The organism is Paraburkholderia sp. GAS199 (assembly GCF_050436585.1).
In the GTDB taxonomy this organism is placed as follows: Bacteria; Pseudomonadota; Gammaproteobacteria; order Burkholderiales; family Burkholderiaceae; genus Paraburkholderia.
Genome location: NZ_JBNDMM010000004.1, coordinates 185,689 through 197,493 on the forward strand (window position 1 = coordinate 185,689; position 11,805 = coordinate 197,493).

Genomic DNA, 11,805 nt, shown 5'->3' on the forward strand with positions numbered 1-11,805 from the left:
TCAGTTCCCTGCATCGGTGGCGGGCGGCGGCGCGCTCCGGGGCGTGTCGCCACGATGGAAGCGCGCGCGTGCGCGGCGCGCCAGCGCGTCGAAGCCGAGATAGATGACGGGCGTGGTGAACAGCGTCAGCAACTGGCTCACGATCAGACCGCCGGCGATGGCGATACCGAGCGGACGGCGCAACTCCGAGCCGGCGCCGGTGCCGAGCATCAGCGGCAGCGCGCCGAGCAGGGCGGCGAGCGTGGTCATCAGGATCGGCCGGAAGCGCAGCAGACACGCCTGGTAGATGGCTTCGCGCGGCGACTTGCCTTCCTCGCGCTCGGCGTAGAGCGCGAAGTCGATCATCATGATGGCGTTCTTCTTCACGATACCGATCAGCAGGACGATACCGATGATGCCGATGATGTCCAGATCGTGCCCGGTGATGAGCAGCGCGAGCAGCGCGCCGACACCGGCCGAAGGCAGCGTGGAGAGAATCGTGATCGGGTGGATGAAGCTCTCGTAGAGCACGCCGAGCACGATATACATCGTGACGATAGCCGCGAGAATCAGGAACAGTTCGTTCGACAGCGACGCCTGGAACGCCAGCGCCGCGCCCTGGAAGCGCGTCTGGAACGACTGCGGCAAGCCGATGTCTTTCTCCGCCTGGTCGATGGCCTTGACCGCCGCACCGAGCGACGAACCCGGCGCGAGGTTGAAGGAGATGGTGGTGGCCGGGAACTGGCTCAGGTGCGAGACGAGCAGGGGCGCCGGCTTCTCGATGAACCGCGCGATCGACGAAAGCGGCACCTGTCCGCCCGACGACGTGGAAGAGGGCAGGTAGATCGACTTCAGCGACTCGGTGTAGTGCTGCATCTCGGGCTGCGCTTCCAGAATCACGCGGTACTGGTTCGACTGCGTGAAGATGGTCGAGATGATGCGCTGACCGAAAGCGTCGTACAGCGCGCTATCGACGGTGGCCGGCGTGATGCCGTAACGCGACGCGGTGGCGCGGTCGATTTCGATGTAGACCGACTGGCCGCTGTCCTGCAGATCGGTTGCGACGTCGGCGAGTTCCGGCGACTGCTTCAGGCGATCGAGCAGCTTGGGCACCCACGCCGAGAATTCGCTGATGTTCGGATCGGTCAGCATGAACTGGTACTGCGTAGGGCTGACCGTGGAGTCGATGGTCAGATCCTGCACTGGCTGCATATACAGCGACGCGCCCGGAATGTGGGCCACGTCCTGCTGCAACTGGCGGATCACGTCGCTCGCGGTGCTGCTGCGGTCGTCGCGCGGCTTCAGGTTGATCAGCATGCGGCCGCTGTTCAGCGTGATGTTGCTGCCGTCCACGCCGATGAACGACGTGAGGCTTTCCACGTCGGGGTTCTTCAGGATCTGGGCGGCGAGTTGCTGCTGGCGTTCGGCCATCGAGGCATACGAGACCGACTGCGGCGCCTGCGTGATCGCCTGGATCACGCCGGTGTCCTGCACCGGAAAGAAGCCCTTCGGAATGAAGACGTACAGCACGCCGGTCAGCACCAGCGTGAGCAGCGCGACGACCAGGGTGGAGCGCTGCCGGTTGAGCACCCACGTGAGCGCCACCGCGTAGCGGGCGATCACCCAGTCGATCGCGCGGTGCGCCTTGGCTTCGAAACGGTGGCTCTCGTGCGGCGGCGTGTGGCGCAGGAGTTTGGCGCACATCATCGGCACGAGGGTGAGCGAGACGACCGCCGAAATCACGATCGTCACGGCGAGCGTAATGGCGAATTCGTGGAACAGCCGGCCCACCACGTCGCCCATGAAGAGCAGCGGAATCAGCACGGCGATCAGCGAGACGGTCAGCGAAATGATCGTGAAGCCGATCTGTTTCGAGCCCTTGAGCGCCGCCTCCAGCGGCGCTTCGCCTTCTTCGACGTAACGCGCGATGTTCTCGATCATCACGATCGCGTCGTCCACGACGAAGCCGGTGGCGATGGTCAGCGCCATCAGCGAGAGATTGTCGAGCGAGAAGCCGCACAGGTACATCACGGCGAGCGTGCCGATCAGCGAGAGCGGCACCGAAAGACTCGGGATGATGGTGGCGTAGATGTTGGCGAGGAACAGATACATCACCATGACCACCAGCACCACCGACATGGCCAGTTCGAACTGCACGTCGCGCACCGATGCGCGGATCGTGGTGGTGCGGTCGGTGACGACCTGCACGTCGAGCGCGGCGGGCAGCGACTGCTGCAGTTGCGGCAGCAGCGCCTTGATGCTGTCGACCACCTGGATCACGTTGGCGCCGGGCTGGCGCTGCACGTTCAGGATGATGGCCGGCGTGTTGTTCACCCAGGCGCCGAGCTTGGTGTTCTCCGCGCCCTGCACGATGGTCGCGACGTCGGTGAGCATCACCGCGCGGCCGTTCTTGTAGGCCACTACCGCGCTCTTGTAGGCGTCGGCGTCGGTCAGCTGGTCGTTTGCGTTGATCGTGTAGTTGCGCGTGGGACCGTCGAAATTACCCTTCGGCGTGTTGACGTTCAGGTTCGAGATGGTGGTGCGCAGGTCGTCGAGATTCAGACCGTACGCGGCGAGCGCGCGCGGATTCGCCTGAATCCGCACGGCCGGCCGCTGGCCGCCCGACAGACTCACCAGACCCACACCCGCCACCTGCGAAATTTTCTGCGCGAGACGCGTGTCGGCGAGATCCTGCACCTGCGTGAGAGGCAGCGTTTTCGACGTGATGGCGAGCGTGATGATCGGCGCGTCGGCCGGATTGACCTTGGCGTAGATCGGCGGCGCGGGCAGGTCGGACGGCAGCAGGTTGCCCGCTGCGTTGATCGCGGCCTGCACTTCCTGTTCGGCGATATCGAGCGGCAGGTCGAGGCTGAACTGCAGCGTGATGATCGACGAGCCGGCCGAGCTTTGCGACGACATCTGGTTGAGCGACGGCATCTGCCCGAACTGGCGTTCGAGCGGCGCGGTGACCGAGGACGTCATCACGTCCGGGCTCGCGCCCGGATAGAAGGTCTGCACCTGGATGGTCGGATAGTCGACCTCGGGCAGCGCGGAGAGCGGCAGGAAACGCAGCGCGACGAGACCGACCAGCATGATCGCCGCCATCAGCAAGGCGGTGCCGACGGGACGCAGAATAAAGGCGCGGGATGGATTCATGCGGTAGTGGCCGTGCCTTTATTCCGAGGCTTGCGCCGCGTGTTTGCGATGATGTCCGTGTGCGCCGGATGCGCCCGAAGCCGCGTCCGCCACGTTGGCGCTGCTGGCGCCCGAAGCGGCCTGTGCGCCGCGTGCGCCCGAGGCGCCGCGCGGTTTGTCGGCCGGGATCGTGATCTTCGCGCCTTCCTTGAGGCGGTCCGAACCGTCGATCACGACGCGCTCGCCGACCTGCAGGCCCGACTTGATGCTGGTGCGTTCGCCGTCCACCGGACCGATCTTGACCTGGCGCACCGTAACGGTGTTGTCCGGCTTCACCACGTACACGAAGGTGCCCATCGAGCCGTTCAGCACCGCCGGTGTCGGCACGATCACGGCGTTCTTGATGGTGTCCACCAGCAGGCGCGTGTTGACGAACTGGTTCGGGAACAGCACGTTCTTGTCGTTCTGGAAAATCGCGCGCAGCTTGACCGTGCCGGTGGTGGTGTCGATCTGGTTGTCCAGCGTTTCGAGCATGCCGCCTTCGAGCGACGTGGTGTTGCTGCGGTCGTACGCGGTGACCGAGAGCTTCGCGCCGGTCTGCGTCTGCTGGAGGATCTGCTGCAGGTTGTCTTCGGAGGTGGTGAAGATCACGCTGATCGGCTGCAATTGCGTGATCACCACGATGCCCGTGCTCAGGCTCGGCGTGACGTAGTTGCCCGGATCGACCTGGCGCAGACCCACACGCCCGGAGACCGGCGCCGTGATGCGTGCGTAGATGAGGTCGAGCTTGTAGGTGTCGATGTTGGCTTTGTCGGACTTCACCGTGCCTTCGTATTGCTTGACCAGCGAAGCCTGCGTATCGACCTGCTGGCTCGCGATCGAGTCCTGCGACAGCAGCGTCTGGTAGCGCTTCAGATCGAGGCGGGCGGTTTGCAGCAGCGCTTCGTCGCGCGCCAGCGTGCCTTGCGCGTTATCCAGCGAGATCTGATACGGGCGCGGGTCGATCTGGGCGAGCACGTCGCCTTTCCTGACCATCTGGCCTTCCTTGAAATACACGTCCTGCAAGGTGCCGCTCAGCTGCGGCAACACGGTGACGTTGGCGAGCGGCGTGACCGTGCCGAGCGCGGTGAGCACCACCGGCATTTCGCCTTGCGTGGCGGCTGCCACGTGCACCGGTTGCGGCATGTTCGCCATTGCGCCGCCGCGGCCCGCGCGACCTGCACGGCCGGCGCTCGCGCCGCTTGCCCCGGCTGCTCCGCTCGCGCCACCCGCCGGCGCGCCCCACGGATGCCAGCGCCACAGCACGACGCCCAGCACGATCAGGACCACGACGATCAGCGCGATCGTGCGGCCACGATGCCGCCTGGGACCGCCCGGCGGATTCGGTGGACTGCCGGCGGGCCGCGTGGTGGAAGCGGGTTGCGGAGCCGGTGTGGTCGGGCGTGAAGTTTCCGAATGCTTTTGTTGTTCGTCCATCGGTTCGGTCTGGTGGCTGGCTTTGATGTGAGCCGCTCGTACGAGTGAGCCGCTCGAAGAGTGACGCGGATCGACCCGCAGGCGGCATAGCAGGCGGTTTCGACAGCGGGGACATCGCGAATGTTCAGCGCGATGCTACCCGAGGCGCGGGACAAGGATGTTAATGCACGAAGCGGCTGCCCGGAAACCGCCAGGGCAGCCCGTTACCGGATGACGATGACGGCACGCCGTCACCGCGAGCCGTCACGGCTGGCCCCGACAGCACGCTGGAACGGCGGTCTGCAATGGCCCGCAGCGCTGCGCAACGGCGATCCGGCCGCAACCCGGGCGAGCGCCCCCGCGACGGGAATGCATGATCCTACGTCGCGGGCTCTGTAACAGTCCACCGGAGTATTTTTCTTTTGATTACGAAGGTTACAGAATGGCAAGGCGCGCATTCGTGCCGACGGCCGCGCAAGGGCGGCCGTCAGACAGTGGCAGTAGCGGCGGCGCTGACAGGAGCGTCGGCGCGGTTCAGGCGTCGAGGCGGCGGCCTGGCGTGCCGCCGATCTCCAGAGTGATCTTGCTGATACATTCCATCAGGGCCGGCGCCGCGCGCGAGATCAGCCAGTCGCGCGGACACTGGTCGGCCGAACCGCCGCAGTTGACGGCGTAGCGCTCGCCCGACGGGCCGGTGAAGCCCGCTGCGATCGCGTTCAGCCCGTCGTACCATTCGCCGGTGGCGATGGCGAAACCCTGCTCGACGGTTTCCTTGAGCGCTTCGTCGAGGCGGGCGCTGACGTAGCCCCAGTCGTCGCCCTCGGCGGCTTGCAGGCCGATCAGCAGCTTGTCGCGATCTTCGTGTGAGAGTGCCGCCAGATAGGCGCGGCCGATCGCGGTACGGCTCAGATTCATGCGCGAGCCGATTTCGAGGCGCGAGACCAGCACGGCGGAACGCGGCCGGATCGCGTCGATGACCACCATGTCGAGCCGGTCGCGCACGGCCAGGTGTACCGATAGCGCGGTGCGCTCGGCCAGCTCGATCAGGAAGGGCCGCGCGCGCGCGCGGATGTCGAAGTTGCGCAGAAAGCCGTTGCTCAGTTCCAGCACGGAGGAGGTCAGCACGAAACGCTCGCTGTCCGGCAGCCGGAACAGGAAGCCTGCGCCGACGAGCGTGGCCGTGATGCGTGAAACGGTGGGTTTGGGAATGCCGGTCAGTTCCGTCAACTCACGGTTACTGAGTGGTGCGTCGGCGGCCGCGACGGCTCGCAGCACGGTCAAGCCGCGTGCCAGCGCAGTGACTTCGTCACCGGAACCGTCTTTTTCTCTCAGCGAATCCGCAGCGCTACGGGGAAGCGTGGGTCGTGTCATTTTGGTCTTTTGTGAAACTAGATTTCGATTTATTAATTTTGCGGATCATTGCTGCCTATCCGCAAAGGCCTCCTGAAAGCCCTTTGTTAGCGGTGAAAGTCCATTTTTCATCAGAAGATTCATTGTATCGGAATATTTTGCTGAACCGATTCAGTGCTCTTTAGATTTTGCTTGACTTAGTCAGCATAACCATAAAAAATGGAATCACATTTCGAAAGACGATTTGCGCTTCTCCAGTTGAAACATTCTGAAGCGATGTGTGGCCCGCCTGGCATGCTGTTTAGTACTTGCCAGCGTTTGTTTAGTACTGGCCCGCATTCCGCATCATGCTCTTCATCAGCGCCGTCCACACTTTCGAAATACCGTCTCTCAGGTTCTAGCACGGCCCTCGGAATGGCTAGAACTTTTCAAGGCGTCACGGAAACGTGACGCCTTTTTTTTCATCCGTCACTTCCCATTGAGTCACAAGCGTGACCGGCGTGAACGCCGTCGCCCTGTTCGTAGACGACAAACCGGCGTATTCCCCTAGAACCGCGGCGCGGCTTTAGCCGCAAAGAAGAGGCGCCTAGGCCGTCGCGCCTTTGCCGGTTTCGCCGAGCATCACGGTCCAGCCCAATCCGCGCACGTTGTGGATCACGGCAAGACCGAATTTCTTGCGCACGGAATGGATCAGCACGTCCACCGCATTGCTTTCGACCTCCTTACCCCAGCCGTACAGACGGTCTTCGAGCTGCTTGCGCGAGAGGATCGTGCCGGGACGTTCGAGAAACGCCAGCATCAAGGCGAATTCGCGCGCGGAAAGCGGTGTCGTGGCGCCGTTGCAGGTGAGGGTGCGTTTGTCGAGATCGAGGCAGAGCGACGCGTCGCCCAGACGCGAAGACGCGTAGCCGGCCTTACGCCGGATCACCGCGCGAATGCGCGCGAGCACTTCGGGCACGTCGAAGGGTTTGAGCAGATAGTCGTCCGCGCCGACGTCGAGGCCTTCCACGCGCGAGTCGAGATCGTCGCGCGCGGTCAGAATGAGAACCGGCACGGCATTGCCCGACGCCCGCGCCGACTTCAGCAATTCGATGCCGCCCATGCCGGGCAAGCCGAGATCCAGCAGCACGACCGTGTACTCCGTGTCGGCCAGCGCGTTGCGTCCGGCCAGACCGTCGCGCACCCAGTCGACGCTGAACTCGGCGTCTTTCAGCGCGCGCAGCAGGCTTTGACCAATCTGGAGATCGTCTTCGATTAGCAGGACTCGCATGGGGACTCCCTCGGCAATCGTGAGATGGGACGCGCCTCGACCTCGGCGGCGCTGCGATGACGACGATGACGATGCAGCTACGGCTGGGTGGCACTGTCCGCTTCGAGCGGCAAGCCGACCGTCGCGACGATGCCCGACTGGCCATCGTTGCGGTTGCGCAGGCTCACCGTGCCGCCATACCGCGTGACGATCGCCTTGACGATCGACAGCCCGAGTCCGCTGCCTTCGATCTCCGTGTTGGCGCGAAAGAAGCGGTCGAACACGCGCGGCAACAGCGCTTCGTCGATGCCCGGCCCGGTGTCGGCCACCTCAATTTCGACCATCCTGTCGCGAAGACGCGTCGACAGATCTATTTTGCCGCCGTCGGGCGTGTAACGCACGGCGTTGCCCACGAGATTCTTGATGACCGTGGCGATGTCGAGTCCGATGGCATGCACGCGGGCGTCGGCCATCTCGTCCGCGCCGATGTCGATGCCGCGTTGCATGGCGATGGGCAGCACGTCGGCAATCGCGTCGACCACGGCGGCGCCGACATCGACACTTTCCATCGCGCGCGCCATGCCCGCTCCGACCGGCGGCGCGTCTGCGCGCGCCAGCCGCAGCAGTTGCGAAATCAGGTTGCTGCTGCGCGCGATGCCGCCTTGCAGGGCGCGAAAGCGTTCCTGATTGCTCGGCGCGATGTCGCGCTGCAGGTTGTCGGCTTGCAGTTGCAACGCGGTGAGCGGCGTGCGCAACTCGTGCGCCGCGTCGGAAATGAATTTGCGCTCGCTCTCGATGGAGCGCGCGAGCCGCTGGATCATCAGATTGATCGAGCGGACGAAGGGCAGCAGTTCGGTCGGCACACCGGCCAGCGGCAGCGCTTGCAGACGATTCGCGTCGATGCGCTGCGCCTGCTTGCCGAGTTGGTTCAAGTGCCGCAACGAACGGCTCACCACGACGATCACGGCAACCCAGACGAGCGGGATCAGCACGACGATCGGCCACAGGGTTCGCGTCGCGGCCGCTTCTTCGATCTCGTGGCGCACCGAGAGGCGTTGCGCGATCTGGATGGTCCGGTCGCCTTCGCGGCTCGTGTAGAGACGCCAGCCTTCGCCGTTGACCTCGGGCGACGTGAAACCCGCGTCGGCGTCCCGTGGCAGCGTCAACGACGGTTCGGTGGAACGCACCGGCACGGTCTCGCCGTCCTTCCAGATCACGATGAAAATATCGCGGGCATCCTGCGAGCCGCGTGCGGGGAAGGCCGGAATGCTGTCGCCGAATCCGCCGCGCATGCGCGACGCGACCTGCTCCATGCGCAGGTCGAGCACCGCGCTCATGCCGGCCACGCAGAACTGATAAGAACTCACGCCCTGCGCGATGGCAAACAGGCTGACCACGAGGCCGAGAGCGATCACGAGTTGATTGCGCAGCGATTTGAGCATGTCAGGCTCGGGCAGAGCGGTTGGCAAAATCGGTTGGCAGAAGCGGTTGGCGTCAAGGGTAGCAGGAGCGGCGCGGCCGGGGATCGCTTATCGACTATACCGTTGCGCGACGCCGGCTTCAGATGGCGGCCATCGCCAGCACGAGATACGGAAGCATCTCTTCGTAGCTCGCGGCCCGTTGTTCGGACGGCTTCGTGTGGTCGGCGTGCGTGGTGTCGGTCGTGTCGAGGGTAAGTGTTGGTGCCGGCGCGGACATCACGATGACGGCGGCGTTATCGCTCGTGACGAGTAGCGAGACTGCGCGACGGTTGAAGAGTGGGAACATGATGAGCGTCCTTGATTGGTCGATTGGGGCGAATCGTCGATTCGTTCGACCTATCTTCGTGCGCGAGAATGAGCAGAAAATGAGCGCCGCGCTCAAGGGCTGTGTCAGGGGCCGTGACGCGAATGCGAACCTGCAAAATGCGCGCGTGCGATGGCCGCGATCCATCGCACGCAAGAAGAAAAAACAGCGGTGAAAGGCCGGGCCGCGCGCCCGTGCTTCATTGCCATTGACCGTTCGGCAGACGGCCGTGATACGGCGTGTTGCGGCAATGGCCCCACGGACCGAGCCAGGACCCCGGCGGGCAGGCGTACGGCGAAGCGACCACGGGCGGCGGGGTGTAAATCACCGGCGCCGCTTGAATGATGACGGGCGCGGCGTAGCGGCATACGCCCCACGCATTGCGCCAGCCGTTCGGGCCGCAACCCTGTGCGGCCTGCGCATAGCCGGTCACGAACAGCGACGCGGCCGTCGCCACGCCGATCAATGTGAGTTTGGTGCGGTTCACGATGTGCTCCTCTTTATCCGTTGAGATCGACAGCAGATCGATGTCGTCTGCTGGTGGGAGCAGTGTGGAACCGCAGACTTAGCGGAAAATGAGCGCGGCGTTTCCGGCGTCGCTGCTTGGGCGCGCGGTGATGTGGCAGCGGCGGCAAGGGCCGCGTTGCGCGTCGTTACGAGAGTGGGGTATCCATCCGCGCGCCGGTCAGATGCAAGATCAGCGCAAGATCAGCGCGTGAACAATGCCACCGTGGCGATGCCGAGAATGGTCATGACGACCGAGGCCGCGACGTGGATCACCACTTCGCCCGCGGCCCAGCCAAGCCGGCCGTCCTGAAGCCGTTGGACGACTTCTGCGGAAAAGGTCGAGAAGGTCGACAGTCCGCCCATCAGACCTGTGATCACGAAGAGCCGCCATTCGGGCGACAGTTGCGGCGCGCGCGCGAAGCCGGCCACCGCCACGCCGATCACATAACCCGCGATCACGTTGGCCGCGAACGTGCCGAGCGGCAGACCGGCGAAGACGCCATTCAGACGGATGCCGAGAAACCAGCGGAACAACGACCCGAGTGCGCCGCCGATGCCGACCGCGAGAAAGGACATGTACATAGGTGACGTCTCTGACGAGGACCTGGTTGCCGACGGAATGTCGAAAAACCGGAAGCGCCGCAGTGCGAGGCGCTGCGGCGAGTCTATCACCGACGGCATATGGGGTCAGGGAAGGCCGGGCGCCGTGGCGCGCGCCTTCCGTTGCACCGGAGACGGTTCAGCCGACGCTTTCGCGCTCCGGCGTCGACGAAATCTTGTGGATCGACAGGTCCGCGCCGTTGTATTCGTCTTCCTGATCGAGCCGCAAGCCCACCGTCAGGCGGATCGCGCCGTACACGATCGTGCCGCCCAGCGACGCCACCACGATGCCGCCGACCGTGCCGACCAGTTGCGAGCCGAACGACACGCCGCCCATGCCGCCCAGCGCGTGCAGTCCGAAAATGCCCGCCGCCAGTCCGCCCCACGCGCCGCACAGGCCGTGCAGCGGCCAGACGCCGAGCACGTCGTCGATGCGCCAGCGGTTCTGCACGCAGGTGAACATGTAGACGAACAGCACGCCGGCGATGCCGCCAGTCACGAGCGCGCCGAGCGGATGCATCACGTCGGAGCCGGCGCAGACGGCCACCAGTCCGGCGAGCGGACCGTTGTAGGTAAAGCCGGGGTCGTTGCGACCCGCCAGCCAGGCCGTCAAGGTGCCGCCCACCATCGCCATCAGCGAATTCACGGCGACGAGGCCGCTGATCTTGTCGATGGTCTGCGCGCTCATCACGTTGAAGCCGAACCAGCCGACCGCCAGCACCCACGCGCCCAGCGCGAGAAACGGAATGTTCGACGGCGGATGCGCAGCGATCCCGCCGTCACGGTGATAGCGGCCGTGGCGCGCGCCGAGCAGGATCACGGCCGGCAACGCGACCCAGCCGCCGAACGCGTGCACGACCACCGAGCCGGCGAAGTCGTGAAACGGCGCGCCGAAAATCTGCGTGAGCCATGTCTGGATGCCGAAACGGTCGTTCCACGCAATGCCTTCGAAGAACGGATAGACGAAGCCGACCAGCACGAACGTCGCGAAGAGTTGCGGGTTGAACTTGGAGCGCTCGGCGATGCCGCCCGAGACGATGGCGGGAATCGCCGCCGCGAACGTCAGCAGGAAAAAGAAGCGCACCAGGGCATAGCCGTTATGCGCGGCGAGCGATTCGGCGTTGCCGAAGAACTGCACGCCGTAGGCAATCGTGTAGCCGATAAAGAAATAGGCGATGGTCGAGACCGAGAAGTCCACCAGAATCTTGACCAGCGCGTTGACCTGGTTTTTCTTGCGAACGGTGCCGAGTTCAAGGAACGCGAAGCCCGCGTGCATGGCGAGCACCATGGCGGCGCCGAGCAGCAGAAAGAGCGTATCGGTGCCGGTTTTCAGACTGTCCATCGGTATGTCCTGCGTATGCCAAAAAAGCGGGCATTGAATGCAAGAAGCGGGCCAAACTTGTGCCATCAGGCTTGAATAAGGTGCAAAACCGCACCGGCTTGGGATTCTGATTTATGCCGGGCGAAATCTGGTCGATTAATCGTGCACTGGAAATGCGATGAAAAAGCACAAAATAAGTGCATGAAAATCGGCATACGGGCGTCGCTGTCCAATTTCGGGCGAATTATTCGATTGTCTTTACGATCCATTCAGAACGCTGACTATTTATGCGTAATCGCAGCGCGTGAGCCCCATTCCAGGGTGTGGCATGCGCCAGTTTTGCGCCGTCTTTGTTTTCCCAGGCAATCGCCGACATAATGTGCCGTCCCCGCGCGACTCGCGCCGGCCCTTCGATCCCATTGCG

Annotated in this window: 10 protein-coding genes; 1 reads left to right on the forward strand and 9 read right to left on the reverse strand. The window is 64.2% G+C overall.

All coding sequences use genetic code 11. The annotated features are described in order from the left end of the window. From P3T18_RS17760 to P3T18_RS17785, 6 genes are all read right to left on the reverse strand, one after another. Positions 1-3,135 carry an MdtB/MuxB family multidrug efflux RND transporter permease subunit gene (locus tag P3T18_RS17760; RefSeq protein WP_429301274.1) on the reverse strand — a complete coding sequence of 1,045 codons (3,135 nt, stop codon included), beginning with the start codon at positions 3,133-3,135 and terminating at the stop codon, positions 1-3. 18 nt (positions 3,136-3,153) lie between these two features. Continuing rightward, entirely contained in the window at positions 3,154-4,590 is a 1,437-nt protein-coding gene (locus P3T18_RS17765; protein WP_429301275.1) for an MdtA/MuxA family multidrug efflux RND transporter periplasmic adaptor subunit, read from the reverse strand. A 513-nt stretch (positions 4,591-5,103) separates the two neighbouring features. After that, on the reverse strand, positions 5,104-5,940 hold the full coding sequence (locus P3T18_RS17770) for an IclR family transcriptional regulator (protein ID WP_429301276.1): 837 nt from the start codon (positions 5,938-5,940) through the stop codon (positions 5,104-5,106). A gap of 565 nt (positions 5,941-6,505) precedes the next feature. After that, positions 6,506-7,189: a response regulator transcription factor gene (locus tag P3T18_RS17775; protein WP_429301277.1), complete on the reverse strand. Its 684-nt coding sequence runs from the start codon at positions 7,187-7,189 to the stop codon at positions 6,506-6,508. A gap of 77 nt (positions 7,190-7,266) precedes the next feature. After that, a complete protein-coding gene (locus P3T18_RS17780; protein WP_429301278.1) occupies positions 7,267-8,610 on the reverse strand; it encodes a sensor histidine kinase in 1,344 nt (447 codons plus the stop codon). 118 nt (positions 8,611-8,728) lie between these two features. After that, positions 8,729-8,935 carry a hypothetical protein gene (locus P3T18_RS17785; RefSeq protein ID WP_429301279.1) on the reverse strand — a complete coding sequence of 69 codons (207 nt, stop codon included), beginning with the start codon at positions 8,933-8,935 and terminating at the stop codon, positions 8,729-8,731. Here P3T18_RS17785 and P3T18_RS17790 point away from each other — a divergent pair. Then, complete coding sequence (locus tag P3T18_RS17790) at positions 8,934-9,128, forward strand: hypothetical protein (protein ID WP_429301280.1); 195 nt, start codon at positions 8,934-8,936, stop codon at positions 9,126-9,128. The genes P3T18_RS17785 and P3T18_RS17790 overlap by 2 nt on opposite strands. Before the next feature lie 24 nt (positions 9,129-9,152). Here P3T18_RS17790 and P3T18_RS17795 read toward each other — a convergent pair whose 3' ends face one another. The 3 genes from P3T18_RS17795 to P3T18_RS17805 form a co-directional block, all read right to left on the reverse strand. Continuing rightward, on the reverse strand, positions 9,153-9,440 hold the full coding sequence (locus P3T18_RS17795; protein WP_429301281.1) for a GCG_CRPN prefix-to-repeats domain-containing protein: 288 nt from the start codon (positions 9,438-9,440) through the stop codon (positions 9,153-9,155). 221 nt (positions 9,441-9,661) lie between these two features. Continuing rightward, positions 9,662-10,042: a fluoride efflux transporter CrcB gene (crcB, locus tag P3T18_RS17800; protein ID WP_429301282.1), complete on the reverse strand. Its 381-nt coding sequence runs from the start codon at positions 10,040-10,042 to the stop codon at positions 9,662-9,664. A gap of 157 nt (positions 10,043-10,199) precedes the next feature. Continuing rightward, positions 10,200-11,402 carry an ammonium transporter gene (locus tag P3T18_RS17805; RefSeq protein WP_429301283.1) on the reverse strand — a complete coding sequence of 401 codons (1,203 nt, stop codon included), beginning with the start codon at positions 11,400-11,402 and terminating at the stop codon, positions 10,200-10,202. Positions 11,403-11,805: the final 403 nt, after the last annotated feature.

Excerpts from the sequence above, each read along its gene's own strand:
- P3T18_RS17765 (WP_429301275.1), bottom strand. The coding sequence starts at position 4,590 with ATGGACGAACAACAAAAGCATTCGGAAACTTCACGCCCGACCACACCG.
- crcB (WP_429301282.1), bottom strand. The coding sequence starts at position 10,042 with ATGTACATGTCCTTTCTCGCGGTCGGCATCGGCGGCGCACTCGGGTCG.
- P3T18_RS17805 (WP_429301283.1), bottom strand. The coding sequence starts at position 11,402 with ATGGACAGTCTGAAAACCGGCACCGATACGCTCTTTCTGCTGCTCGGC.
- P3T18_RS17790 (WP_429301280.1), top strand. The coding sequence starts at position 8,934 with ATGATGAGCGTCCTTGATTGGTCGATTGGGGCGAATCGTCGATTCGTT.
- P3T18_RS17775 (WP_429301277.1), bottom strand. The coding sequence starts at position 7,189 with ATGCGAGTCCTGCTAATCGAAGACGATCTCCAGATTGGTCAAAGCCTG.
- P3T18_RS17780 (WP_429301278.1), bottom strand. The coding sequence starts at position 8,610 with ATGCTCAAATCGCTGCGCAATCAACTCGTGATCGCTCTCGGCCTCGTG.
- P3T18_RS17760 (WP_429301274.1), bottom strand. The coding sequence starts at position 3,135 with ATGAATCCATCCCGCGCCTTTATTCTGCGTCCCGTCGGCACCGCCTTG.
- P3T18_RS17785 (WP_429301279.1), bottom strand. The coding sequence starts at position 8,935 with ATGTTCCCACTCTTCAACCGTCGCGCAGTCTCGCTACTCGTCACGAGC.
- P3T18_RS17770 (WP_429301276.1), bottom strand. The coding sequence starts at position 5,940 with ATGACACGACCCACGCTTCCCCGTAGCGCTGCGGATTCGCTGAGAGAA.